General features: G+C 60.7%; 23 protein-coding genes. 11 read left to right on the plus strand and 12 right to left on the minus strand.

Translation table 11 applies throughout. The features are described 5' to 3' along the window. Window positions 1-89: 89 nt before the first annotated feature. Entirely contained in the window at window positions 90-1,964 is a 1,875-nt protein-coding gene (hscA, locus tag GO988_RS11795; RefSeq protein ID WP_157565623.1) for a Fe-S protein assembly chaperone HscA, read from the minus strand. 314 nt (window positions 1,965-2,278) lie between these two features. Between hscA and GO988_RS11800 the strand changes: the two genes are divergently transcribed. The 9 genes from GO988_RS11800 to GO988_RS11840 all read left to right on the plus strand — a co-directional run bounded on the left by GO988_RS11800 (window position 2,279) and on the right by GO988_RS11840 (window position 13,707). Further along, window positions 2,279-4,408, plus strand: a complete 2,130-nt coding sequence (locus tag GO988_RS11800; RefSeq protein ID WP_157565626.1) for a DUF4331 family protein — start codon at window positions 2,279-2,281, stop codon at window positions 4,406-4,408. A gap of 170 nt (window positions 4,409-4,578) precedes the next feature. Further along, complete coding sequence (locus tag GO988_RS24600) at window positions 4,579-5,910, plus strand: tetratricopeptide repeat protein (protein WP_157565628.1); 1,332 nt, start codon at window positions 4,579-4,581, stop codon at window positions 5,908-5,910. Between the two features lie 2 nt (window positions 5,911-5,912). Then, on the plus strand, window positions 5,913-6,599 hold the full coding sequence (locus GO988_RS11810) for a HupE/UreJ family protein (RefSeq protein ID WP_157565631.1): 687 nt from the start codon (window positions 5,913-5,915) through the stop codon (window positions 6,597-6,599). A gap of 114 nt (window positions 6,600-6,713) precedes the next feature. Further along, on the plus strand, window positions 6,714-7,106 hold the full coding sequence (locus tag GO988_RS11815; RefSeq protein ID WP_157565633.1) for a hypothetical protein: 393 nt from the start codon (window positions 6,714-6,716) through the stop codon (window positions 7,104-7,106). A 190-nt stretch (window positions 7,107-7,296) separates the two neighbouring features. Next, window positions 7,297-9,570, plus strand: a complete 2,274-nt coding sequence (locus GO988_RS11820) for a TonB-dependent receptor (RefSeq protein WP_198172681.1) — start codon at window positions 7,297-7,299, stop codon at window positions 9,568-9,570. A gap of 183 nt (window positions 9,571-9,753) precedes the next feature. Further along, window positions 9,754-10,572: a murein L,D-transpeptidase catalytic domain family protein gene (locus GO988_RS11825; protein ID WP_157565638.1), complete on the plus strand. Its 819-nt coding sequence runs from the start codon at window positions 9,754-9,756 to the stop codon at window positions 10,570-10,572. A 131-nt stretch (window positions 10,573-10,703) separates the two neighbouring features. Further along, window positions 10,704-11,564: a murein L,D-transpeptidase catalytic domain family protein gene (locus tag GO988_RS11830; protein WP_157565640.1), complete on the plus strand. Its 861-nt coding sequence runs from the start codon at window positions 10,704-10,706 to the stop codon at window positions 11,562-11,564. Between the two features lie 117 nt (window positions 11,565-11,681). Further along, complete coding sequence (locus tag GO988_RS11835; protein WP_157565643.1) at window positions 11,682-12,329, plus strand: YoaK family protein; 648 nt, start codon at window positions 11,682-11,684, stop codon at window positions 12,327-12,329. A gap of 277 nt (window positions 12,330-12,606) precedes the next feature. Continuing rightward, window positions 12,607-13,707 carry an NYN domain-containing protein gene (locus GO988_RS11840; protein ID WP_157565646.1) on the plus strand — a complete coding sequence of 367 codons (1,101 nt, stop codon included), beginning with the start codon at window positions 12,607-12,609 and terminating at the stop codon, window positions 13,705-13,707. A gap of 119 nt (window positions 13,708-13,826) precedes the next feature. Here the strand turns inward: GO988_RS11840 and GO988_RS11845 are convergent, their stop codons facing one another. Both GO988_RS11845 and GO988_RS11850 read right to left on the minus strand, forming a co-directional pair. Then, window positions 13,827-13,988, minus strand: a complete 162-nt coding sequence (locus tag GO988_RS11845) for a hypothetical protein (protein ID WP_157565649.1) — start codon at window positions 13,986-13,988, stop codon at window positions 13,827-13,829. A 123-nt stretch (window positions 13,989-14,111) separates the two neighbouring features. After that, window positions 14,112-14,720: a hypothetical protein gene (locus GO988_RS11850; protein WP_157565651.1), complete on the minus strand. Its 609-nt coding sequence runs from the start codon at window positions 14,718-14,720 to the stop codon at window positions 14,112-14,114. A 153-nt stretch (window positions 14,721-14,873) separates the two neighbouring features. Between GO988_RS11850 and thiL the strand changes: the two genes are divergently transcribed. Then, window positions 14,874-15,902, plus strand: a complete 1,029-nt coding sequence (gene thiL, locus GO988_RS11855; RefSeq protein WP_157565653.1) for a thiamine-phosphate kinase — start codon at window positions 14,874-14,876, stop codon at window positions 15,900-15,902. Window positions 15,903-16,032: 130 nt separating this feature from the next. Here the strand turns inward: thiL and GO988_RS11860 are convergent, their stop codons facing one another. The 6 genes from GO988_RS11860 to nudK all read right to left on the minus strand — a co-directional run bounded on the left by GO988_RS11860 (window position 16,033) and on the right by nudK (window position 20,424). Then, complete coding sequence (locus tag GO988_RS11860; protein ID WP_157565655.1) at window positions 16,033-16,407, minus strand: hypothetical protein; 375 nt, start codon at window positions 16,405-16,407, stop codon at window positions 16,033-16,035. A 114-nt stretch (window positions 16,408-16,521) separates the two neighbouring features. Further along, the gene (locus GO988_RS11865) at window positions 16,522-16,845 is read right to left on the minus strand and encodes a DUF2185 domain-containing protein (protein ID WP_317164853.1); all 324 of its coding nucleotides are present in this window, start codon (window positions 16,843-16,845) and stop codon (window positions 16,522-16,524) included. A gap of 17 nt (window positions 16,846-16,862) precedes the next feature. Then, entirely contained in the window at window positions 16,863-18,290 is a 1,428-nt protein-coding gene (rlmD, locus tag GO988_RS11870) for a 23S rRNA (uracil(1939)-C(5))-methyltransferase RlmD (protein WP_157565657.1), read from the minus strand. A gap of 101 nt (window positions 18,291-18,391) precedes the next feature. Beyond that, window positions 18,392-19,378, minus strand: a complete 987-nt coding sequence (locus GO988_RS11875) for a glycoside hydrolase family 43 protein (RefSeq protein WP_157565659.1) — start codon at window positions 19,376-19,378, stop codon at window positions 18,392-18,394. Between the two features lie 77 nt (window positions 19,379-19,455). Further along, the gene (locus tag GO988_RS11880; RefSeq protein ID WP_157565661.1) at window positions 19,456-19,818 is read right to left on the minus strand and encodes a DUF4406 domain-containing protein; all 363 of its coding nucleotides are present in this window, start codon (window positions 19,816-19,818) and stop codon (window positions 19,456-19,458) included. A gap of 12 nt (window positions 19,819-19,830) precedes the next feature. After that, a complete protein-coding gene (nudK, locus tag GO988_RS11885) occupies window positions 19,831-20,424 on the minus strand; it encodes a GDP-mannose pyrophosphatase NudK (RefSeq protein WP_157565663.1) in 594 nt (197 codons plus the stop codon). A 71-nt stretch (window positions 20,425-20,495) separates the two neighbouring features. Between nudK and GO988_RS11890 the strand changes: the two genes are divergently transcribed. Beyond that, window positions 20,496-21,248 (plus strand): DeoR/GlpR family DNA-binding transcription regulator, encoded by a 753-nt coding sequence (locus GO988_RS11890; RefSeq protein ID WP_157565665.1) that lies wholly within the window; start codon window positions 20,496-20,498, stop codon window positions 21,246-21,248. Between the two features lie 65 nt (window positions 21,249-21,313). On the opposite strand, the gene GO988_RS11895 is transcribed toward GO988_RS11890, so the two are convergent. From GO988_RS11895 to GO988_RS11905, 3 genes are all read right to left on the minus strand, one after another. Further along, entirely contained in the window at window positions 21,314-22,804 is a 1,491-nt protein-coding gene (locus GO988_RS11895; protein ID WP_157565667.1) for an MBOAT family O-acyltransferase, read from the minus strand. Continuing rightward, window positions 22,779-24,035, minus strand: a complete 1,257-nt coding sequence (locus GO988_RS11900) for a GDSL-type esterase/lipase family protein (RefSeq protein ID WP_157565669.1) — start codon at window positions 24,033-24,035, stop codon at window positions 22,779-22,781. Before GO988_RS11900 ends, GO988_RS11895 begins: the two co-directional genes overlap by 26 nt. A gap of 191 nt (window positions 24,036-24,226) precedes the next feature. Further along, the gene (locus tag GO988_RS11905; protein WP_157565671.1) at window positions 24,227-25,732 is read right to left on the minus strand and encodes an SGNH/GDSL hydrolase family protein; all 1,506 of its coding nucleotides are present in this window, start codon (window positions 25,730-25,732) and stop codon (window positions 24,227-24,229) included. Window positions 25,733-25,997 lie beyond the last annotated feature (265 nt).

The following is a 25,997-nucleotide window of genomic DNA, read 5'->3' on the forward strand; positions in this document are numbered from 1 at the left end:
ACGGGCTGGCGTAGTGGCCTACTAAAAAGCGATGGCTACCCCTGCACTGCAAGGGTAGCCATCGCTTTTTGGTGTTTACGGCCTAGCAGTTAGCCGATTTGCTTCCCGCTCATGGCCTGTTTGATAGAGATGTTCATCACGCGCTCGGCAAAGGGCCGGGTGAGCTCATCGAGTTCGTCCATGCGCTTGAGAATCAGGTCGCGGTCGTTGCCGGTGAGTGCTTGGCGAAGCAGGTCGGTTTGAGCCCTGGTGCTGGTTACCTCAGTGGCTTCCAAATGCTCGGCGTTCTTCTTCAGGAAGCGCTCGACCTGATAAAGCAGCTGCTCGGCGGCGGTGCGCGCCTCGATGAGCAAGCGAGCAGCCACGTCCTGCTTGGCATTGGTGAGCGAGTCCATCAGCATTTGCTCCACCTGCTCGTCGGTGAGGCCGTACTGGGGTTTGATATCGACCTGCTGGCGGGTGCCCGAACGCAGTTCGATGGCCTCGACGCGCAAAATGCCGTCGGCATTAAGGAAGAAATTGACGTCGATTTTAGGCAAGCCCGCCGGCATGGCCGGAATGCCGCTCAGGATGAATTCGCCCAGCTTGCGGTTTTCCTGTACCAAGTCGCGCTCACCCTGGTACACGCCGATTTTGAGATTTACTTGCCCATCAACGCTCGTGGTGTACTGGCGGCCGGCCTTGGTCGGAATCTTTGAGTTGCGCGGAATAATCGCGTCCATCAGCCCGCCCAGCGTCTCAATACCCAGCGTCAGGGGCGTTACGTCGAGCAGCAGCACGTCGCGGCGGTTGCCAGCCAAAATATCTGCCTGAATGGCCGCGCCCAGCGCCACCACTTCGTCGGGGTTGAGCGAATTGTTGGCGGGCTGCCCAAAGAACGTGCTCACACTTTCGAACACCAGCGGCACGCGGGTTGAGCCACCCACGAGCAGCACGGCGTTGATGTCGACGGGCGTCAGCTTGGCATCGCCCAGCGCCTGGCGGCACGAGGCCAGCGTGCGCTGCACCAGCGGCTGAATAAGGCCCTCAAACTCGGCGCGCGTGAGCGTAACGACGTGCACCGCCTCGTGCTCATCCAGCAGTTGCGTCGTGAAATCGTCGTGCTGGCTGAGGTAGCGCTTGGCCATTTCGGCGGCCAAGCGCAGCTGCTGTTGCAGCGCCGGGATGGCCTGGAAGGAGGGGGGTAGGGCAAACTTCGTTTGCCAGTGCTCGCCCACGGCACGGTCCATGTCGTCGCCGCCCAGCCATGTGTCGCCGTGGGTGCTCAGCACTTCAAAAATGCCCTGGTGCAGGCGCAAGATGCTAATATCGAAGGTGCCACCGCCGAGGTCGTACACGGCCACGGTTTTTTCTTCGCTGGGGTCGAGGCCGATGCCGTAGGCCAGGGCCGCCGCCGTGGGCTCATTTACAATGCGCAAAACTTCGAGGCCCGCGAGGCGGCCCGCGTCGCGAGTGGCTTGGCGTTGCGAGTCGTTGAAATACGCCGGCACCGTAATAACGGCGCGGCGCACCGGCGTTTTGAGGGCGTGCTCGGCGCGGTGGCGCAGCTCGCTCAGGATGTCGGCCGACAGTTCGATGGGCGAGTAAAACCGCTCGCCCACGCGCACTTTCACAAGGCCCTCCGAGTCGTCGTCAATCACTTTATAGCCGAGCTGGCCGGCGTGCGCGCCCAGGTCGCGGTAGCTTTTGCCCAGCAGGCGCTTCACCGAATAAATGGTGTTGGCGGGGTCGAGGGTCAAAAACTCTTTGGCCTCATTGCCCACAAGGGGGGTAGCCCCATCGGCCGGAAAGTGCACCACCGAGGGCACAATGGTGCCGCGCCCCAAATCGTTGATGGCCGCCGGCTGGCGAGTTTCGGGGTGCACGTAGGCCACCAGGCTGTTGGTGGTGCCCAAGTCAATGCCCACAATAAGCTCTTCCTGCTGCACCGCGCCGGTGGCGAGGTTGATGGCGATTTTAGCCATAATATATACTGAGTAGCTGCGCGGGCGCCGCCAAATAAAACCGGGTAAAAGGAGCCGCGGCCCCGGTCCGCAAAAGTAGGCCTACCCGCTCATTTAGGCCGGGGCAGCGCGCACACCAGGGGTAAGCCAGCGGCCCGGTAAAAAGTTACCTGGTATAATATTCGGGCATATTCAGAAAATGGTAAACCGCCACCGGGCCGGCCGCGTAAGTGAGCTAAAATTGAGCAGGTAACTGCTTTATTATCAATAAGAATACTTTAAGGTAGTTTTCTTATTTTAGCTTGCATTTTCCCACCATACCCCCTTTTCATTTCATGAAAAAAATGTTTACGCGTCCCGCCCTTCAAGTAGCGCTAGCTGCCGCCGCCGTGGGCGGCCTGCTAACGTGGAGCGGGCATACCAGCCACCTGGAGGCTTCCTCGCACCGCGAGGCCCCGCTCATTGCCGACGACCCCCTGGCCGATAACACGGATGTATATGCCTTCCGTGACCCCACCAACTCGGAAATGATTAATATCATTGCCAACTACATCCCGTTTCAGCTGCCGCAGGGCGGACCTAATTACTACCACTTCGGGGAGAATATTCGCTACGAAATTCATATTAAGAACGACGCCACCACGACCGGCGACGACATCACGTACCGCTTTACCTTTACGCGGACCAACGAAGACCCAACCACGCACTTTAATATTCGGCTGGGTAAGGAAAACCTAAAAACGACTTATAAGCTGGAGCAAAGCATCCGCGGGGCCGCCTTCACCACGCTAGTGGCAGCCGGGGTAGTGCCTGCTTATAACGTTGGGCCTCGGGCCATCAGCGGCGCGGCTGGCTTGGGCGCGGCCAGCTACGATGCCCTCATAACGAGTGCCATCACGCCGGCTGGCGGGGGTAGGGTGTTTTGCGGCCCCGTCGACGACCCTTTCTTCGTTGATATTGGCGCTATCGAAGACTTGGGCGGCGTGCGCCCCCTGAACTCCCGCGATGGTTTGGCGCGTAAAAACGTCAATACTATTGCGTTGCAAATTCCGATTTCGGTGCTGCAGAAAGCTGGCAAAACCGGCGCGCAGGCCGCCAATATTCTGGACCCGGACTACGTAATCGGGGTGTGGGCTTCGGCTAGCCGCCCCTCGCTGCGGACGCTGGTTGAGCCCGGCACCAACGGCGCTACTACGGGCGCCCAAACCGTTTCGGGCAACTACGTGCAGGTATCGCGCCTGGGTATGCCGCTCACCAATGAAGTGGTAAACCCAGTTGGCAATAAAGACGAATTCAACGCGCGCACGCCTTACACCGAAAATGCAGCGTTCCAAGCCAACTTCGTAAACCCTGAGCTGGCGCTGTACATGGCGGATAATACGCCGAAGAACGGGGCGTCTCCCAAGCCCGCTGGCCAGACGTACTACGGCGAAGCTGTTCCTGGTTTTACCAACTTGCGCATTCAGTCAAAATCGCTGGCGGGCCGTACCGGGCTGCCAACCAATGGCTTCGACTTCCGCAACGGCGCCGATGGCCTGTCGGTGCTATCAACTGCCCAGCGTGCGGGTACCGTGTTTGCTGATGCTACCTTCGGCCCTATTCTGCTGCAAGCCGGCAAGCCCCGCTCCGTCGACCTGCTGCCTATTTTCATGACCGGGGTGCCCAACGCCATTCCGTATCAGTTGGCAACTGGCAAAGCGGGCAACCCGCTGGCCGCCGGCAAGCCCTTCATCAACAACTTTTTGCCCGTAATCGGCGATATGCTGCGCCTGAATATGGCCGTGCCGACTACCCCCCGCAACTCGCCCGACTTCAGTTCGGAAGGCTTGCTGGCCGCCGCCAAGCTGGGCCTGACGGACACCCGCTATAACACCAGCGCGGCCCTGCAATTTATCCCGAACATGGATGGCTTCCCGAATGGCCGCCGCCTGGAGGATGATACACCGCGCATTGAGCTGCAAGCAGTTAGTGGCGTGGTGCTGGCCGCGATAGGGCTGTGGTACGATGATTTTAGCGCCACGGCTACCGACCCGGTTACGCCGCAGCTGGGAGGTGTATTGAGCTTCACAACGGGGGTAGAGAAGAATGACACCACGCTCAAAGCAGCCTTCCCTTATGTGCAGGCGCCCTGGAGCGGCACCAAAGCCCAGTTGGTAGCCTTGGCGCAATTCGCTCCTAGCCCTACCCTAGGCCTACTGCCGGTGCTGAGCACCGCAAGCGCCTATCCCAACCCCTCAACCGGCAACACGACGCTGCACGTTGAACTGCGCGCTGCTACCAATTTGAACGTGCAAATCCGCGATGTGATGGGCCGCCAAGTGGCAACTATTGCCGCCAAGGATTACCCCGCGGGCGTAACCGAAATTCAGTGGCAGCCCAACGCTTCGCTAGTGCCTGGCCAGTACATTGCCTCGCTCTACGCTGGCAAAACGCTCATTCAATCGCTACGCATTGAGCGCCAATAAAAGGCTCATACCCACGTAGCTGAATGCCAGCGCCTGGTGAAAAACAAGCGAGCCGCTGCTTAGCTATCCAAGCTAGCGGCGGCTCGTTTGCTTTAGCTTCGCAAGCCGGTGAGTGTTTCGGGAAATCACTTTCCCTACCCTAGATTCAGGTACCTCATAACTTGCTTTCCGTGCAAAAAAAACTATACCCCGCGTTGCTACTGGCTTTTGGCTTGGCGGTAGCGGCCATTCTTTTCTTCAAAAAACCAGGTGCGCCTACCCTGCCCGAACCCAAAGACCGGGTGGGCCGCCTGGCGCTGGGCGGCGAATGGGTAAACACCAAAGCCGCCATGCAAGGCCTACTGGCTAAACTGCGCACTGACCCCAACGACCAAAAAAGCCGCCTGCTGCTGGCCGAAGCCTATATGCAGGAGGGCCGCGTGACCGGCAACCACCCTTACTACGACGCCGCAGCTATGCAACTGCTGCAGGAGGTAATAAAAACCGACCCCGAGAACTTCGAGGCGCTGTGCTGCCAAGCCTCGCTGAGCCTTACGCAGCACCATTTTTCGCAGGGCTTGGCTCTGGCGCAGCAAGCCCAGGAAATCAACCCGCAGAGTGGCTATGTATATGGTTTGCTGACGGATGCCAACGTGGAGCTGGGCCGCTACGATGAGGCCGTGAAGATGGCCGACAAAATGAACCAGGTGCGCCCCGACTTAGCCGCTTATGCCCGGGTAAGCTACTTACGCGAAATATTTGGCGATGTACCCAGTGCTATTCAGGCCATGGATATGGCCGTGAAAGCCGGCTACCCCGGCCTAGAGCAAACCGAGTGGAGCCGCGTGGCGCTGGGCCACCTCTACGAGGTAAGCGGCCACCTGGCCGAAGCCGAGGGCTACTACCAGCAGGCGCTGGCTATGCGCCCTAACTACGCCTATGCCTTGGCTGGGCTGGCCCGCGTAGCCGCCGCCCGGCAAGACTACCCCACGGCCATCAAGGACCTGAACCTGGCCCGCGCTACGGTGAAGGACTATGCTTTCACCGACGAATTAGTAGATGTGTACCGGCTCAACCACCAGCCTGCGGAAGCCACGAAAATGGCCCGCGAATCGGTGGCGATGCTCGCCGAAGCCGCCCAGCAAGCCAACGACAACGAACAGCTGGGCCACTACACCGACCGCGAATTGGCCTACGCCTACCTCAAAACCGATGAGTTGGACAAGGCCCTGGAACACGCCAAAATTGAGTACGCCCGCCGCCCCGACAACATCGACGTGAATGAAACCCTGGCTTGGGTGCACTACAAGCGCGGCGACTACCCCGAGGCCCAGAAATACATGCAGGTGGCCCGCCGCACCAACTCGCAAAACCCCGTGCTGCTCTGCCGCGCCGGCCTCATTCTCACCAAAACCGGCAAAGTAACCGAAGGCCAAGCCCTGATTATGAAAGCCTTGAGCACCGCGCCCTACCTCAACCCCGAGGTAGAAGCCGAGGGTAAGAAAATGCTAGCGGCCCGTTAAGCATGGCGTTCGTTTATAAGCAGTTAAAAAAAATACGCGTAGGGCGCGTTGCTTGGGCACTAACTGCCCTGCTACTAGCCCTACCCGCCGCGGCCCACGTCATCGACGCTGACTTGAGCAAGCTGTCGCGCACCGAAATTTTTGGGACGTATATCCGGCTGGGATTTACCCACATCATTCCGCTGGGCTTCGACCATATCCTCTTCATTATCAGCCTCTACATTCTGGAGCCGCGGCTCAAGCCAGTGCTGTGGCAGGCCACGGCGTTCACGGTGGCACACTCCATCACGCTGGGGCTGGCCATGTACGGCATCATCAAGCCGCCGGGCAGCGTGGTCGAGCCCATTATTGCGCTGTCTATCCTGTTTGTGGCGCTCGAAAATATTATCACTACCAAGCTGAGCCCGTGGCGGTTGGCCATCGTGTTTGGGTTTGGATTGATTCATGGCATGGGCTTCGCCAGCGCGCTTACCGGGCTGGGGCTGCCTAAACAAGACTATTTTGGCTCGCTCATTTCCTTTAATGTGGGGGTCGAGCTGGGGCAGATTACCATCATTCTGCTTTGTTGGGTACTCATTGGCCGCTGGGCCGCCGACCGGCCCTGGTACCGGGCGCGGGTGGTGGTGCCGGTGTCGGTGGTTATTGGCCTGGTGGCTGCCTACTGGACCCTCGACCGGCTACTGGCCTGAGCTAGCCGGCCGCCGCGGGGCACTAAGCTATTACTCTCCGCCACTGGCCGATTGAGGAGGGGCTGCCGCTCCGGCCACCGTAGTTTGGCTGCAATTAGTTGGCGCTTACTTTTTATGCTTCGTCCGTTTCTCACGCTGCTGCTACTGCTCAACTACCTGCTGGTAGTGGGGGTAGGGCTGCTCGTGAGCCGCCCCCCGGAGCCCCGCTACACCGCCGCGCACCCCTACGTGCATAGCCCCCAGTGCCAGCAGCAGCACTACCTGCGCCTCGATTGCTTCGAGCACTGCAACGGCGACCAGCACGAAATCAGGCACCGGCCCACCGGCACCGGCCTGCACTACTTGGCTCAGCTTAAGGGGCTAGACGTGCATTTTCCTACCCCCCCGGTAGCGGCCCTGCTAGCTACCTGTGCCTGGCAGCCAGCTCCCCGGCACCCGGCGCCCACCCACCTGGCCCTGCCCCTGGGGCAAGGTGGGCGCGATTATCCCCCGCCCCAACGCGGCTGAAACTGCCCATCCTCCCCGGCCGCCCGGCCGGGGCCACCCCCGCGCGGCTGCTGAAGCAGGCACGGCGGGCCGTTTTAGATTTTATAGGAAGCTCGTGCCGGCCTCTAAAAGAGGCGGCAGGCTTCGCAATAGCGTTGGGATGCACGTAACTTATTCACTACGATTTTTAGAAAGGCGCTGGCGAGCGTTAGTGCTGCTGGTCAGCACGTTATTTACGCTGCAAACGGCGGCGGCCCAGCGCCCGGCCGGGTTGCGGGGCACCGTGGCCGACTCGCTTTCGGGCCGGCCACTGGCGGGCGTAAGCGTAGGCCTGGTGGGCCAGCCTGGCGGCACGGACACCGATGCGCTGGGGCAGTTTCGCCTGGCTGGGCTGGCCCCTGGCACCTACCAGCTGCGGCTGGGCGCGCTGGGGTATAGGTTGAAAACTAGGGGGGTAGTGGTAGTAGCCGGCGAAACACGCGGCTTGGCTATCACTTTGGCCACCACTAGTCTTAACCTAGCCGAAGTAACCGTGAGCCAGCCCCGCGACCCTAACCAGACGCTGGCGGCCATCTCGCACATCGACCAGACGCTGCGGCCCCTCAATTCGGCCCAGGACTTGCTGCGGCTGGTGCCTGGCCTCTTCATTGCGCAGCACGCGGGCGGTGGCAAGGCCGAGCAGATATTCGTGCGCGGCTTCGATGCCGACCACGGCACCGACTTTTCGGTGACTATCGACGGGCTGCCGGTGAACATGGTGAGCCACGCCCACGGCCAGGGCTACGCCGATTTTCACTTCGTGATTCCCGAAACGGTGGAGCAGCTGAAGGTGTACAAGGGGCCATATACGGCGCGCTTCGGCGACTTTGCCACGGCCGGTGCGGGCGAGTTTTCGACCAAAACCAGCCTCGACCGCAGCCAGGTGAAGCTGGAAGTGGGGCGCTTCGACACCCGCCGGGCGCTGGTGCTGCTCGACTTGCTGGGTTCGCACCACCTGTTGTCGAAGAAAGCGGAGAGCGCCTATGCAGCTGCCGAATACAACTTTACCAATTCGTACTTCGATAACCCGCAGCACTTCAAGCGCTTCAACGGGATGCTGAAATACACCGGCCAGCTCACCGACAATACCTCGCTGACGCTGCTCGGCTCGCACTTCAACTCGCGCTGGGACGCCAGTGGCCAGGTGCCCGAGCGGGCAGTAGCCGAAGGCATTATTTCGCGCTTTGGCAGCCTCGACCCCAGCGAGGGGGGTAGCACCAACCGCACCAATGCCTACGCTGTCCTCGCCACGGCCCTACCCCACGACGCGGTGCTGAGGCAGCAGGTGTACTACTCGCGTTACAATTTTAACTTGTATTCCAACTTCACTTTTTTCAAGAACGACCCCGTCAACGGCGACGAAATAGACCAGACCGACCACCGCAACCTCTACGGCTACACCGGTACCTACGACCGCGATAACCGCTTGGGCAGCCGCAACTTGCACTCAACTTTCGGGCTAGGTACGCGCATCGATGATTCGGCGCTAGGCCTGCGCCACGCCGTGCAGCGCCAGGTGCTGGACACCGTGAGTACGGGCCGTCTTTACGAGCAGAATAGTAACGCCTACCTCGACGAAACCCTGGAGCTAACCGACCGCCTGACGGTAAACGCCGCCGTGCGGGCCGACTTGTTCGTGTTTCAGTTTCGGGGGCAGCGGGCCGATTCGGCGGGCGGGTTCCTCCCCCTGAGCGGGCGCGTGACGCGGGGCCGGGTGTCGCCGAAGCTCAACTTCTATTACCAGCTTTCGCCGGCGGTGCAGCTGTTTGCGCGCTCGGGGCTGGGCTTCCACTCCAACGATGCGCGGGCCGTGGTGCAGGGCAGCGGCGCGTTCAACGCCTTGCCGCGAGCCCTTGGCTACGAGGGGGGTAGCACCTTCAAGCCCGTGCCGAGCCTGGTGGTGAACGCGGCGTTTTGGGCGCTGCACCTGCAAGATGAGCTGGTGTACTCGGGCGACGAGGGCACGACCGAAAGTGTGGGCCCTACCCAACGCTTTGGCTTCGACGTGTCGGGGCGCTACCAGCTCACGGGCCGCGTATTCTTCGATGCCGACTTCAACTTCAGCCACGGCCGCCTGGTAGATGCGCCGGCGGGTGAGAACTACATTCCGCTGGCGCCAACCTTCACCAGTATTGGCGGCATTACGCTGAAGAATCCGAATGGTTTGAGCGCCAGCCTCCGCTACCGCTACATCGACAGCCGCCCGGCGCAGGAAGACAACGCCATTCGGGCGCGCGGCTACTTTCTGGTCGATGCGGTGGCTAGCTACACGCAGCCGCGCTTCCAGCTGGGCGCCACCGTCGAAAACCTGCTGAATGTGAAGTGGAACGAGGCCCAATTTGCCACCGACAGCCAGCTGCGCGGCGAAACTACTTCGGTGAATGAGCTGAATTTTACGCCCGGCACGCCGTTTTATTTAAAGCTGAATGCCAGCGTGTTCTTTTAGAACCTGCGCGGGTTAGGTTATATGTTTGAGAAAACAAGACTTACGCAGCTGGGCGGTGTGGTATTACGAATTACCCGCAGGGCTTCGCAATGCCACACCCTTGAGGGATGTAAGCCCTAAAAACAGCAATTTCTTATTGCTACCAGCTGGCGCCGGCACTAGCTGGCCAGTAATTTTGGAAGGATGAGAAACCGGATAGTTCGTTGGGGAGGGGTAGGCGTGGCGTTGTTGGGGCTGCTGCCAGGGCTGAGCGGCTGCCAGAGCACGGGGGCCTCGGCGGGCCCGTTGGCCAGCCAGCGGCAGCCTACCCCCCCGCTGCCCGACTCGCTGCGCCTGACGCCCGTGCCGGAAGTAGCTGGCGTGCCCGACACGCTGCACCAAGCCATTGCGCAGCTGTACCAGGCCTTAGGGCCAGCCGCCGCCGAGCTGCGCCCCGCCGTGCTGGAGCAAGCCTGCGTGGGCTACCTCACGCTGCACCCCACCGGGCGCATTGAGCGGGGCGGCGTGCTGGCCGTGGCCGACATGGACCTGCCCAACACGACCGAACGCCTGTGGGTGATTGATTTGAAAGAAGCTAAGGTGTTGCATCGCAGTTTAGTAGCCCACGGCCAGGGCTCGGGCCATTTGCGTGCCCAGCGCTTTTCCAACGCCGAAAGCTCGGCCTGTACCTCGCTAGGGTTTTACCGCACCTCGGGCACGTATAGCGGCATTCATGGCTACTCGCGGCGGCTGCTGGGCTTGGACAAGGGCCAGAACAGCAACGTGTTTGACCGCTACATTGTGCTGCACGCTGCCGACTACGCCAGCCCAGCCTACGTGCAGGCCACCGGCCACCTGGGCTACAGCCGCGGCTGCCCAGCCCTGCCGCCCGCGCAGTACAAGGCCATCATCAGCACGGTGCGGGCGGGTAGTATGCTGCTCGTGAGCGGGCCGGGGCTGACGTCGCGCTGGCTCGATGGGCCAGCGGCGGGGCGGCGGTTTGCGCAGCGCGGCTGGCGGTAGCGGCGGAATTTTTTTAGTAAGAGCCTCGTTTGGGCTGACCCTGGCGTTCGCTTCTGTCGTATATTGTTCAACCAACAATTGGCCGCCGCAGTAGCCCGACCTTTTAGAGTATTTCTTTGCCTCGAAAAGTTATGAAAACGCATCAGCCTCATCACCATACCAGTGTAGTGCAGCGCCAACGCGATGTACGCCGCTCGCGCCGCATGATGCGGCGGGTGCTCCCTTTTGTGGCTTCGCTCTTTCTGGCTACTCCGTTGGCCGGGCCGCTGCTGAAATCCACGGCTCACCCGCGGGCGGGTGCTGCCACCACAACCAAGGCTGCGGCTACCCCCCTGGCGCGCTTCGACGCTACCATGCGCGAAACTTTCGACCGCACGGGTGCTGAGCAGCAGGGCTTGCGGTTTGAGGTCTTTCAAAAGGCCATGACGGGCTACCTCAACCTGCGCCAGGCCGGCCGCCTCGCCAACGACCAGCACCACCTCACGGTGATTGACTTCGACCTGCCCTCGACTGAGAAGCGCTTGTGGGTAATTGATTTGAACAGTGATAAAGTGGTGTTTCACACCTTGGTAGCTCACGGCCACAACTCGGGCGAGAACGAGGCCACCAGCTTCTCCAACACCGACCAGAGTAACATGAGCAGCCTCGGCTTCTACGTGACGGGCACGGAGTATGTGGGCAAGCACGGCCAGTCGCTGCGCTTGCAGGGGGTAGATGAAGGCTTTAACACCAATGCCGCTGCCCGCTCAGTGGTGATGCACGGCGCCGACTACGTGAGCGAGGAATTCATCAAGCAGAATGGTCGCCTGGGCCGTAGCTTGGGTTGCCCGGCGCTACCCCTCGACCAGTATGCGCAGATTATCAGCACGGTACACGGCGGTAGCTGCTTGTTCTTGAACAAGTCGAACGCGGGTTACACCTCTAAATACTTGAACCCAGAAATCGCGATTGCGGCCCTGACAGCGGGCAAGCAAAACGCTTCGAAAAGCTAAACCCGCTGCCCATTTAGCGCGTAGCCAGGCTGCCGGCTGCCCATCATACGGGGCAGCCGACAGCCTGGCTTTTTGTTGGGGGGTAGGGCCCGGCCCTGCGGTTAGACTCTCGTGTTTGTGGCTGATAGTACGACTGATTATCCTGCGCCTACCCCGCCTACGGTCGGGCTCTCGCTGGGCGTGGTGACGCTAGCCGGCCTCGTTGATGCCGTTAGCTACTTGGAATACAACCGAGTATACGTTTCCATCATGAGCGGCAATACCACGGCGCTGGGCGTGGCTGTGGCCAATGGGCAGCATGCGCAGGCCGGGCGTTTGGGGCTGGTAGTGGGGTTGTTTGTGGGAGGCGTGGTGCTGGGCACTGGGCTGCACCGCGTGGCCCGTCGGCAGCCCGCGTCGGTGGTGCTGGGCGTGGTGGCGGCCTTGCTACTGCTGGCTTATGCCTGGCCGGCGCTGGCCATCGAGTGCCTTGCCTTGGGCATGGGCATCATCAACGCGTCGGTGCACCAGTTGGGTGGCGTCAACGTCAGCCTCACCTACGTAACCGGCGCGCTGGTGAAGGCGGGCACCGGCTTAGCCGATTTGCTCAGTGGCCGCCCTGCCTCGCGCGACTGGGCTTGGCAGGCGCTGGGCTGGGTCTGCTTCTTGGCCGGGAGCTTTGGCGGCGCCCTCATCTGGGCATATTGGGGCCTCGAAACCCTGGTGGCCGCATCTGGCTGCTGCTTGTTGCTGGCGCTGTGGGCCCGGCGGGTGCCGGTCGCTTAGCGTCGCTGAGGGGGGTAGGCAACTAGCTAGTGCGGCATAAAAAGGGAATTGCTAAGCGCAAGCGAGAAAGGTGGCAAACCATGGTGCTTGGCCATGCCTAGAGTTGCTTGCTAGCTGGCCGCGCCGCTTTTTCTCCGCCCACGAAACAGCTGCTTTCCTGCGTGGCCCGGCCTTTTTTGCCCGGCCAGCCGTTGTAGTTCCGACCTTTGTTCTTCGTGCCGGTATACCTACTGCCCAAGGGCTTACCGGGCCGGGCAGTGCATTTATATAGTTACTTATGTCAACACTAAGCACATTTGGGGCTCCGCCAGCGGCGGCATCGTCGCCGTATGCCGCGGTTTTTATCGACTTTGAGAACGTCTATTATTTTCTCAAAAACCACTACCTCGACCCCCAAGACCCCCACGATTATGCCCTCGACCTCGTGCGTTCGCTGCGCGATACGCTGAAGCGCGAGTTGGGCCTCGACTCGCTGGTGCTCTACGCCTACGCCGATTTTGACCGCCTGCCCAGTGGGCCGCAGGGCCCGCTCTATTTGATGGGGGTAGACACGCGCAACGTGCTGGGCACCGACCACAAAAACGCCGCCGATATGCAGCTCTGCATCGACGCGCTGGAGGTGCTTTATACCCGGCCCGACATTGGCACGTTTGTGCTGGTGGCCGGCGACCGCGACTACATTCCGGTGCTGCAACACCTGCGCCGCCAAGCCCGCCAAGTGAAAGTAGTGGGCTTCCGCGAAAGCGTATCCGGCGACTTGCTGCTGATGCTCGGCCAAGAGCACTTTCTCGATGCGCGGGCGCTGCTGCCCGCCGAGCGCCTCCAGGCCCTCGAAGAGCACCGCGCCGGCCGCCTGCAACTGGCCGAAGACAAGCGCCGCTTGCGCGAGCAGGGCACCGCGGGGGTGCAGTCGGCTGCCGCGCGGCAGGCCACGCAAGATATGGCTAGCAGCCCTACCCCCCTGGCTACCTTCGAGGCTGCCGCCCCAGACAAGGAGGCTCCTACGGCAGCTGGCGCATCTTTTTTGCTGGCTCGCCCGGCCGACCAGCTACCCGACGCTACTCCCACCTTTGCACCCACCCGGCGCGTAACGCGCCCCGACGAGCGCCGCTGCCTAGAGTTTTTGCTGGAGCAGGTGCAGCGCTACAGCAGCAATATTGCCGTGCCCGAAATCTGGGTAAGCCCGTTTTTGCGGCGCCTCACCGATGTGCTGCCCGAATTGCCCGACTGGGAGCGCCGCCAGCTGCTGAGCCACCTGCGCGATGCCGGCGCCGTGCGCATCGAAAAGCGCGAGGGCGAGCCGCACCCGTTCTCCGTTATCATCATCAACTACCAGCACCCCGACGTGCGCGAATTGAATCCCGGCGAGGAGAAGTAGGGTAGTAAAAATATGATAGTTACTGAGTCAATAAAATTAAACAGAACGTCCTGCTGAGCTTGTCGAAGCAGGACGTTCTGTTTGGAATGATGCTCACCTAAGCAAGTTCTTTCACAAGCTTATTTAGTGCCGCCGGTACTCGTGGTAGGGGTAGGCGTGAGGCAGATGGTAGGCTTAGGTTTGGGGTCGCATTTTTTGTCGTGGTCGAAGCACGAGGTGAGTGCGCAGCTCGTGACCACGGCCAGCAGCGGCAACCGGAGGGAAGTAAAAAACTTGGGCATATGCAGGGAAAATAAGGGTGGATGTAAAGGGCAGAGCCTTGCTGGCTAGCGAGGGTTGCACCGGGCCCAAAAGATACACCTTTCCTGCGTAAGCACAAAGCCCTCAAGGATTTTGCCTGGGTGTTACTTTACCTCAAATAGCGGCAGGGGCTGCAAGCCGGCATATGCGCCGCCCATTTTGGTGAGCTCGTCGCCGTGCACTTGCAAGTAGTTGTTGTAGGCCTTGGCGGCGCGGTCGTAGTGGCCCCGGAAGCGCACCACGCTGGCGTCGGCCTGCTGAATGGCCTCTACGTAATCGCGAATTTGGGCCGTGGGGGCGTTGCCTTCGGGTGCGGCGAGGGGGTAGAGCACCTTCAGCACCGAGTCTTGCACGGTGTCGTAGCGGTCGATGCGCGGCGAGGAGGCCATGCTTTGGCGGTCGTAGCGCTGGGGCCGGATACGTAGGGTAGCCTGGCGCAGCGGGTCGAGGGCGGCAACGTTCACGCTGGGTTGCTTGCCCAGGTCGGTCAGCAGGGTGCGCATATCGGCCAGTTTTTTGTCGTCGCTGGCCATCATGCGCTGCCAGCTCACATCGGCCGAATCGCGCAGGATGTCGAATTGAGCGCGCACTTCGGCCGGCGAGGCGGGGTTATTGGCCGCCGCATCGGTAGCGGTTTTGGCGGTGTCGGGCTTGCAGGCAGGTAGGCCGAAGGCGGTAGCGGCCAGCAGGGCCACCCAAATACTCTTTCTCATGAGGTAAAAAATAGCGGACAAATAGATAACGCCGCGGGTTACTAGCTTATTCCCTAATACTCCTCCAAAATTACGCCGCTCGGCCCCGACTGAACGGCGTAATTTTGAGGCCTTTCTACTAGTTCTGCCGGCAACGGCATTTTCCACTTTTCCATGTCTGACCTCACCCCGCTGGCCGACCTCGGCGAGTTTGGCCTCATCCGCCGCTTGCAGCACGCTATCACCCTCACGCAGCCTTCTACCATCCTGGGCATCGGCGACGATGCCGCCATTCTGGCCCCACCCGCCGGGCAGGAAGTAGTGGTCACGACCGACTTGCTGGTCGAGGGCGTGCATTTCGACCTCTCTTTTTCGCCTCTCAAGCATTTAGGCTTCAAGTCGATAGCCGTCAACGTGTCCGACGTGGCGGCCATGTTTGCTACTCCCACCCAGGTAGTGGTGGGCCTGAGCCTACCCCCCCGCTTCACGGTCGAGGCCGTGGAAGAATTGTACGCCGGTATGCGCGCCGCCTGCGAGGCCTACGGCGTCGATTTAGTGGGCGGCGATACCACCAGCAGCCGTACGGGGCTGGTTATCAGCGTTACGGCGCTGGGGCAGGTGGCGGCTGGCCAGGCCGTACGCCGCAGCGGGGGCAAGCCCACCGACATTCTCTGCGTATCGGGCGACCTTGGCGGCGCTTACCTAGGCCTGCAAGTGCTAGAACGCGAAAAACAAGCCTTCCTGGCCGACCCCGACACTCAGCCCGAACTCGAAAACTACGACTACGTGGTGCAGCGCCAGCTTAAGCCCGAGGCGCGCCTCGACATTGTGCACGAGCTGCGCGAACTGGGCGTGCACCCCACCACCATGATTGATATTTCGGATGGCTTGGCCTCCGAGGTGCTGCACCTGTGCGCCGCCAGCGGCACCGGCGCCCGCGTGTTCAGCGAGTACCTGCCCATGGCCAACCCTACCCTCGAAGCGGCGGCCGAGTTCAACCTCGACCCCATTACGGCGGCCCTCAACGGCGGCGAAGACTACGAGCTGCTCTTCACCATCCCGGTGGCCGACCACGCCAAGATTAAAAACCACCCCGACATCACCGTCATCGGCCACCTCACCGAGCAAAACGACGCGGTGAACCTCATCACGAAGTCGGGCCAGGCCGTACCGCTACGGGCGCAGGGCTTCAACCACTTTTAAGCCTTCTTGCAGAACAAAACGGCTGTCATGCTGAACGCAGGGAAGCAGCTCTACCGCACCGTTTGACTCGTTCAACGATGCGGTAGAGCTGCTTCCCTGCGTTCAGCATGACCGTTCTTGTAGCGTTTCGCTAATCCTCGGGGTAGGGGATATACACGAAATTCGTGAACTCCTCATCCACCACGAAGAGGCAACAGAATTCGTCGGGGTCTTTCCAGGTTTCCTTGAAATCCTCGATTTTATCGGGGTCCACGATGCCTTGCTGGGTCAGGATTTCGAGGTAGGAGGCGAAGACGTGCCATTGCAGGTCCAGCTCGTCGCCGTTGATGAGCAGGCTGCCGAGCTGCACCGTTTGGCGGGCAAACACAAACACCGGGTACTGCGAAATCTCGCGCTTGCGGATTTGGTAAGAAGCTTCCTTAATCGTATCGGAGGCGGTAGCAAAATCCTTGGTAATCGTGCCCAGGTATTTACCGTTTAGCTCGGGGTCGTTGAAGTAGTCCATGGTTTATATGTTGTGCGTTTGTCATGCTGACGAAGGAAGCATTTTACCAGAGGGGAACAGCCATCGTGTAAATCTGATGAGATGCTTCCTTCGTCAGCATGACAGAACTAATTATTATACCTCAATAAATTCATCTGAACCCTCTACACGTATAAGGTCAGTCCCTGTTGGATAGTGCAGATACTGAATAATTGCCGGGTCATAATTTGCAATAGTATTGACATCGTAAATGGCTGAATTACTCGAATCATCAATGTATTCTTGTGATTCGGTGCCGGAGAAAAACTGCCAGCCACTATCAACGTCATTACTGGGCTCGGCGCGATACATAAAGCGAACCGGCAATCCTTCTACCGTTATCGTATCTGGTGCTATACAACCACCCATCGGTTCGATAAGCTGTTTGAAATCACTAGCTTTTATCTTGTAGTTTTTCACGTAAGAAGCATTAAGATTTACCGCAACTCTAGCAGCACCACATTCTCCACGTGGTGGGTGTGCGGGAACATATCCACCGGCTGCACGCGGGTCACTTTATACACCTCGTCCAGCAACTCTAGGTCCCGCGCCTGGGTAGCGGGGTTGCAGCTGATGTAGACGACGCGGGGCGTGCGCAATTCCACGAGGCGCTTCACTACGTCTTCGTGCATGCCGGCGCGGGGCGGGTCGGTGATGATGACGTCGGGGTGGCCGTGGTGGCTGGTGAAGGCCTCGGTGAGCATATCCTTCATGTCGCCGGCGAAGAACTCGGTGTTCCCTACCCCATTGATTTCGGAGTTTACGCGGGCATCGAGTACGGCCTGCTCCACGTACTCGACGCCCACCACGCGCTTGGCCTGGCGGGCCACGAAGTTGGCGATGGTGCCAGCGCCGGTGTAAAGGTCATACACGAGGTCGGTAGGCTTGATTTCGGCAAACTCGCGGGCCACCTTATAGAGGTTGTAGGCGCCGGCCGAGTTGGTTTGGTAAAACGACTTCGGGCCGATGCGGAAGCGTAAGCCTTCCATCTCCTCCTCGATGTAGGGTTTGCCCTTGTAGCACACTACTTCGAGGTCGTGGAAGGTTTCGTTGCCCTTGTCGTTGAGCACGTAGTTGAGCGAGGTGATGTGCGGAAACTTGGCGTACACCGCATCGAGCAGCGGCTCAATGGCCTGGTGCTCGCGGTAGCACTGCAAAATCACCATCGTTTCGCCAGTGCTCTCGGCGGTGCGCACGATGAGGTTGCGCAGCAGCCCGGTTTGCTTGATGATGTTGCCAAAGCGCAGGTTCAGCTCGCGGGCGTAGTCGCGAATAAAGAGGCGGATTTCGTTGCTCGGCTCGGGCTGCAAGTGGCAGTGCTCCACGTCGATAATCTTATCAAAGCGGCCGGGCGTGTGGAAGCCCAGCACGCGGCGGTCGTAGGCCGCGGTTTCGTCTTTAATCTGCTCCTCCGTCAGCCAGCCCATGAAGCTGAACGTGTATTCGAGCTTGTTGCGGTAGTATTTGCGCTCGGGCGAAGGCATGATTTGGCGTACCTCGGGTATCGCCACTTTGCCGATGCGCAGCAGGGTGTCTTCCACCTGCTGGTGCTTGTAGCGCAGCTGCGCGTCGTAGCTGATGTGCTGCCACTTGCAGCCGCCGCAGGTGCCGAAGTGCTGGCAGAAGGGGGTAGCCCGCAGCTCGGAGTACTTGTGAAAGTGGGTCGGCATTGCCTCCATAAAGCGCTTGTGGGCCTTGCTGATGCGCAAATCCACCACGTCGCCGGGGGCTACTTGATTGACGAAAACTACGAGGTTGTTGATGCGAACCAGGCATTTGCCTTCGGCCACCATGTCTTGAATTTCGACGTGCTGAAGGGCTTCGGGCGGGATGGAATTGGCGAGCTTGGTGGCTTTGCTAGGCATAACTTGTGGCGGTGAGGGCCGCAAAGTTACGTTGCCGCCCTAGCGTGGGGCCCTACCCCCCAGCTTCAAAAGAGGCTTGTGAGGGTACTCGCTAAGGTGGCTTACTTCAACGGCTGCGCCGCCACGCCGGTCGTCGTCAGCTTCACGGGCTCAATGAGGCCTTTCGCATCGAAGTGCATTTCCTCGATGCACACCACGCGGTGGTTGCCATCCTGGTCGCCGAGTGGGTGGCGATGGTACACGATGTACCACTTATCAGTGCCAGGCACCTGAATGACGGAGTGGTGCCCCGCGCCGGTGCCCACTTTGGGGTCTTGGGCCAAAATCTTGCCCATGCGCTTAAAAGGGCCGAAGGGCGAGTCGCTCACGGCGTAGGCCACCGAGTAGTCGGGGCCGGTCCAGCCACCCTCGCTCCACATGAAGTAGTACTTGCCCTGGCGGCGAAACAGCAACGGGCCTTCGACATAGCCCTGGGGGGTGATGGACTTGAACACTGTGCCATCGGCCATGGGCACGAAGCCCGTAAAATCGTCCTTGAGGCGCGCAATGTTGCAGTGCTGCCAGCCGCCGTAAATCAAGTAATATTTCCCATCGCCGTCCTTAAACACAAACTGGTCGATGGGCTGGGCACCGTTTTCGATGGTGCCCACCAGCGGCTTGCCGAGGTAGTCTTTGAAGGGGCCAGCCGGGTTGTCGGCCACCGCCACGCCGATGCCACCGGCTGGCTCGTTGGGCTTTTCGGGGTGGTAGTCGTTGGCCCCGAAAAACAAGTAGTACTTGCCGCCTTTCGCCACAATGGCGGGGGCCCACATCGCGCGGTGCGCCCATTTCACGCGGGCCGTGTCGAGGATGTGCGGGTGCTTGGTCCAAGTGATAAGGTCGGGCGAGGAAAAGGCATCGAGGTACACCTGCTGGTCGAAAGGAGCCGAGTAGGTGGGATAAATCCAGTACTGCTTGCTAAAAATAGCCGCCTCTGGGTCGGCGTACCAGCCCGGAAACAAGGGGTTGCCGCTGGTGCGAGGGGGTAGGGTCTGGGCCGAGGCGGGAAGGGTAGCGGCCAGGAGCAGCGTGAGGAGGAGAGTTTTCATAAGACGAGCGGCTGGTAGGGGGCACCGCCTCGCGCCAGTAAATCTAAAACGGGAAGCGACTAAACACCCAAGCCAAATTAGGCAGCTACATAGCCGGGCACATCCTCCAAGCGGTAGTACACGGGTAGGCCCCGCGCCAGTGCCAGCCGAACGTCCTCGTCGGCACCCGATGAAGCCCCTTCCAGCCGCAGCACTGCCTCGCAGCGGGCCAGCAGGCGGTGCGCGGCGGGGTACAGAATCTCCTCATAGGGCGCATCGCCGGGCCGAACGGAGCCGGCCAGCCGAAGCAGGGGTAGGGCCAGCCACTCGCCGATAACAGGTAGGTGGCCCGCCCGAAACAAAGGCAGGGCGGCCGCTTCGAGGCGGTGTAGGTTGGCCGCCATGCGGGTGGGGTCGTCGTGGGTGCCACTGCGATAGGGGCCAGCAATGAGAATCAGCATGTTAAAAAGATTTTAAGTTAGTAAGTTGGCTTGGGTAGTTAGCTGCCGAAGGCGCAGGTACTGCACGAGCATAATGGTTTTGCCATCCTGAATTTCGCCCGTTGCTATCATGGCCACCGCCTGCGCCAGCGGCAGTTCCAGCACCTCAATCTCTTCTTCCTCGATGCCGCCCCCGGCCAGCCGCTCCGTGGCCGCCGAGTATTCGGCCAGGTAGAAAAAAAGTCGCTCCGTAACCGAGCCAGGGCTCATGTAGGCCTCCATTACCTTCTCCACGGCCAGGAGGCGGTAGCCAGTTTCCTCCTCAGTCTCGCGCACAATGGCTACCTCGGGCTGTTCATCGTCCAGGAGCCCGGCGCAGGCTTCGATGAGCATGCCTGAAGCATTGCCATTGAGGAAGGTTGGCAGCCGAAACTGTCGGGTTAGGATAACGGTGTCGGCCTGCGGGTTGTGCAGCAGAATGGTGGCCCCGTTGCCCCGGTCGTAGGCCTCCCGCGCCTGCGTTTCCCAGCTGCCGTTTTTACGCTGGTAATCAAAAGTTATTTTACGTAGGGTGTACCAGTCATCGGACAACACTGTCTGTTCGCGGAGGCAAATACGTTCGTTCATGCGCTAAAAAATGTTTGTTTGAGTTCGAATGTGTTTCTTTGTGATTGCTACGGGCAAACTACTACAGCCGCATGAATTTTCAACTCCGCAAGCATTACATTCTCACCACGTTGGAGCAGCAGCGCAGCCTCACGGTGGCCGAGGCGGCGCAGCACCTGGGTACTACCCACATCACTATTCGGCGCGACTTGGCCGAGCTAGCCACGCAGGGGCTGCTGGTGCGCACGCACGGCGGGGCGGTGTTGCCCAGCGTAGCCAAGCATCCGGTGGCCTTTGCCCGCAAAGCAGCCGCTAACCTGGCCCAGAAAGAATATATCTGCCAACTAGCCGCCGGACACGTGGCCGAAGGCGACACGCTTTTTCTGGACTGCGGCAGCACAAGCGTGTTGCTGTGCCCCCTCATCCGGCATTTGCGCCTGCGGGTAGTCACCAACTCCTTACCTGTCTTGTTTGAGCTGGTGGGCTCTGCAGTGCAGGTTGTGCTAATTGGGGGCGAAGTAGATGCGGCCCGGCAGGCGGTGCACGGCGCGCTAGCGGTGGAACAGCTGCGCCGCTACGCGGTTGACAAAGCATTTCTGGGTGTGGATGGGCTATCGCTGCAACGTGGCCTGAGCGCCAACGGCGAGCCGGAGGCCAGCATCAGCCAGGCCGTGCTGGCTGGCGCGGGCCACGTATACTTATTGTGCGACTCTAGCAAGCTAGAGCAGGATAAGTACCTGCAATTTGCTCCGCTTTCGGCCATCGGAACGTTGGTGACGGACCAGCAAGCCCCGCCCGAGCTAGTGGCTCGATACCGAGCAGCCGGGGTACGGGTAGTTTGCTAGCCCAAAGGCAACCCCAGCAGCCCATAGCCGGCCTGGTCGTGCTTAGCAGCTGGGAAATAGCCAGCTTAAAACTGAAAGTAGATAAACGGCTGAATCTCGGCTGATTTCACTTGAATAACTAGCCAGATAATGGCCGTGATAAGCACGGCCTGCGTCACCACCGAGCGGCGCCCCATCGCGCCTTCGAGCCGGAACGTAAACCCGTCGGGCAGGAAGTGCAGCACGTAGCCCAGCGCCACCAGTGCAAACACCGGCCGGAACGACCCGACCACTTGCGGCAGCAAATCGGGCCGTAGGGCGTGGGTAATTTGGTGGATGACCTGGGTAGCCACCTCAAAGGTGCCGGCCCGGAAGAATATCCAGCAGAAGCACACAAAATGGAAGGTGATAACCCAGCCCAGCAGCTTGACCAACCAGTTATCGCCCGGCTTGATGACCTTCTGAAAGAGCTTATCCACGGCCAGCGCCGCGCCGTGCATAGCGCCCCACAGCACAAACGTGAGCGACGCGCCGTGCCACAGTCCGCCGAGCAACATGGTCAGAAACAGGTTGATATACTGCCGCACTACGCCCTTGCGGTTGCCGCCCAGCGGAATGTAGAGGTAGTCGCGCAGCCAGGAGGACAGCGAAATGTGCCAGCGCCGCCAAAATTCGGTGATGCTCGTGCTTTGGTAGGGCGACAGAAAATTGACGGGTAGGCGGTAGCCCAGCAGCAGCGCAATGCCAATGGCAATGTCGGAATAGCCCGAAAAATCGCAGTAAATCTGGAGGGCGTAGCCGTACACGCCGAGCAGGTTTTCGATGCCGCTGTACAGGCCGGGGTTGTCGAAAATGCGCTCGACGTAGTTCAGGCTGATGTAGTCGGAAATAACGGCTTTCTTAAACAAGCCCGCCGCGATGAGCAGCACCGCCCTACCCATGTCTTCGCGCGAGAGGAAAGGCTTTTTAGGAATTTGCGGAATGAAATCGGACGCCCGCACAATGGGCCCGGCTACCAACTGCGGAAAAAAGGAAACGAAAAAAGCAAAGTCCCAGATGCTGCGCAGCGGCTTAATCTGGCCGCGGTACACGTCGATGGTGTAGCTCAGGGTTTGGAAGGTGTAGAACGAGATGCCCACCGGCAGCAGCACGTGCAGCACCGGCACCGGCTGGCCCGTGAGCGCCTGGAAGCCGCTGAGAAAGAAGTTGGTATACTTGAAATAAAACAGCATGCCCAGGTTGACGAGCAGACTGAGCGTGAGCAGCAGCTTGCGGCGGCCCTGGGTAGGCGAGTCGGCAATCCAACGGGCGAAGTTGTACTCCACTATCGTGGAGAAAACCAGCAGCAGAAAGTACCAGCCGCTCGACTTGTAGTAGAAGAAAAGGGAAAACGCCGTGACGTACAGCAGCCGCGCCCGGTGGTGGTGGCGCAGTAGCTGGTAGATGCCCAGAAAGACCAGAAAGAGCAGCAAAAAGAACCCCGTATTGAAAATCAGCGGGCTCTTGGGGTGGTAGGCAAACTGGCTGAGCAGCCGGTCGAGGTCAATCTTATTAATAAGGGCGCGAAGCAAATCCATTCTGAAGCGCGAGGTAAAGCAAAAGGCCTTGCAAGTCGTAGCCTTTGGTGGTAAAATGCACGAGGTCGGCCTGGGCCAGGCCCGCCGCCCGCCACGCCCGAATGGCGCCGGCGCCGCCCTGCACAGCGGCAAAATCCCAGTAGGCGAGGTCGTGCTGCTGGGCGTAGGCGCGCAGCACGGCGCCGAGGCGGGCCAGGTCGGGGTTGGGGTAGCGGCGGGCGCGGTACGAGTCGGCGGGGGCGGCCAGCAGCACGTCGGCCGAGGGGCAGCGCCGGCGCAGGCGGCTGACGAGCGTATCGAGCTGGCGTTCGAACACGGCCGGGTCGAAGCCCACGGCGTAAGCATCGTTAGTGCCGAGCGAAATGATAACCAAATCGGGCTGCAATACCGGTAATTGCTCAAAAAACAGCGGCGCCCGGTTATAGTGGCTCACGGCCGCGCCATTCACACCAATGGCGTGGTAGAAAATGCCGGGCTGGCCGTTTTCCAGCAGCAGGCCGTAAAGCAGCGCGCCGGTTTGGCGCGCGCTAGTGCGGGCCGCGCGCAGCTCCACAAAGCTGCGGAGCGAATCGAGGGGTAGGGCGGCGGCCACGCTGCTGCCCTGGCCCGGCAGCTGGCCCAGCAGGCGGCCGTGGCTTTCGCGCACCTGCCAGTCGAAGGCCGCGGGGCTGGGCTGGCGCAGCAGCGTAAGTTTGGTGAAGCGGTAGTCGGGCCGCGGCAGCAGCGGAATGCGCAGCGTGAACGCCGCGCCCGTATCGGTGGTAGCCAACGAAATGCCGCTTAGGCCAACTGGCAAGGTGCTATCGGGCGCGGCTAGCACGCGCTTGGTGCGCCAGGTGCCGCCGGTGGCCGCCGTGCGGAAAGTGGGCGAGCCATTGGTGCCCGCCACCCGAAACGGGAACGCCAGCCCGCGCCCCGCGTTGCCGTACGTGCGTTGCAACTCGCGCCGCACCCGGCCCGAAAACTCATCGGCTTGCAGGTGCGAATCACCGAGGTGCACCACGCTCACGCGGCCCCCCGGTAGCCCGGCCGGGTGCAGCGGCAGCTGCGCCAGCCGTTGGTAAAAGTGCTGCAAGCCCAGCGGCGCATTCTCGATGCGGTTGGCTGCCGTGCGTAGAAAGGGGTAGGCGGTTTGCAGGCTGTCGAGCGGGTCGCGGGCCTGCGCCCGCGCCGGGCGGCTGAGGCTCAGCAGCAAGCAGCACGCAAGTAGGCACCGGAAAAGCATCGGCATGAAGCGAAGTGAGTAGGTGTTTTGAAACAGGTTGAAGCAAAAGAGACAGTCATGCCGAGCGCAGCGCAGCAGCAGTAATCTAATTATTCAACGAGGCACGCGAGATGCTGCGCCGCGCTCGGCATAACCGCCTTTTTTATTTACTGACCACAGACGCTACTTAATGGATGGTTGACAACCGAGATTATACTTTACCGCAGCGCTGCCGTGGGCCCCGCCGAACTATCGGGGTGGGCGCGTGGCGAGGGGGTAGGGGCAGCTGGCACGGCGGCCGGGGCGCCCACTGGCCGGTTATACTCCTCCATCAAGTAGGTATAGAGCAAGCCTGCTACCCGGTAGGCGCCGCGGCTATTGAGGTGGGTATAGTCTTTGTTGGCCAGCGGAGGCGACTGCTCTACCCAGCTCGTCATAGTGTTTTCGCCGCCCATCGCCTCAAACAAATTCCAGAAGGCGGCGTGGGTGCGGCGGGCCAGGCGCTGCTGGGCGGCCAACAGCCGCGGCACGCTGGGGTCGGTCACGAACTCGCCGTCGAGGCGCGTGCTCTTGTCGCTCATGCCCACGATGAGGATGCTGGCATTCGGAAAAGCGCGCTGCATGCGGTCGACCACGCGGGTCATGGCCCGCTCATAAAAGGTATAGTCCTGCACGCTGGCGTTGGCCACGTTTACGCCGTAGTGTAGGATGATGAGCCGGTAATCGAGGGCCTGGCCAAAGGCGGCGAGCTGCTTAAATGGGATGCGCGTGAGCGACATGCCGCTGTTGCCCCGAAACGAAAAATTGTCCAGCGTAATGCCCTGCGGGCTCTCGAAGCTGACGCCGTACACCGGGCGCGGGCCGTGGGTAGCAAACGCCAGCCGCATCCGCCGGGCGGGGGTGCCGGGCTTCAGTATCAGCTCGTTGAGTGGGCCGGTGGGCGCCAGGGCGTGCGGCACGCGGTGGCCGTCGGTGGTAACCAGTACCTCGTCGTGGCCCGAGCCGGAGCCGTAGAACAGCCGCGCCTCGGCAAAGCGCCGGGTGCCGGCAAAGCGCTGCCCAGCTTGGTACTGCACCCAGCTGGTATCGGCGCGCCCGCTGGCACTATCGGCGGCCAGCTCGCGCGGCAAAAAAGCGTGCCCCGATACCCCCAGCGGGTAAGTAGCCGGTAGCTTGGCCGACACCAAGTTGTACTCGCGCCAATCGGGCGAAAACGACTGGTGAATGGTTTCCCGAAAATCGGCCGTAACCGAGTTGATGGGCACGAAGCCCACGCCCGTACCGCCAAAGGCCGCCTGCAAGCTGTTGCGCAAGTCGCCGGTCACGAGGTCGCCCTCAATCATGGAGTCGCCGAAGTAGGCGATGCGGGTTTTGCTGCCCGTGGCCTTGGTTTGGCGCAGCGCCGCCAAAAAGCTGTCGAGCCCACCCAGGTTGGCTACGGCCGGCGCTTTAGGTGGCGCAGCGGGGTCATCGTCGGCAGGAGGGGGTAGGCTAGCGGCGGCAGTGGCGGTGTTTGCCTTGGCGCCAGTGCCTAGTCCATTGGGAGGGGGTAGGGCCGGCTGGCGGGTGGCGCTGGGGCGGCGCAGCACATCGGCCAGCAGCCGCACGGGGCGCAGCGCCACGCCCCCCACTGTTAGTCCTGGTTTCAGCAGGGAAAGCAGGCCCAGCAAGCCTACGGTGAGCAAAACCAACAAAAACGGGTTTTGCGAGCGCGGTGAACTCATACAGTAACTTCTAGCAGCCTCAAAATTAAGCCGCTTACCGCGCCGGTAGTAGCCGCTGGCAGTCGGGCTTAGCTGCGCCAAGAGCTAAGTTATTCAGCCATAGCCTCAGAAAAGAATCAGATTTGGTGTCAGTAATTAACCAACTGGTTTTTGACTCGCAAAAGCCAGTTTATAGCCTGCCGAAGCGGGCTATTGAGCGTATAAAAAAGGCTATTAAAACGTCCTGCTGAGCTTGTCGAAGCAGGACGTTTTAATAGCCTTTCCT

This window comes from Hymenobacter ginkgonis (genome assembly GCF_009755225.1).
Taxonomy (GTDB): Bacteria; Bacteroidota; Bacteroidia; order Cytophagales; family Hymenobacteraceae; genus Hymenobacter; species Hymenobacter ginkgonis.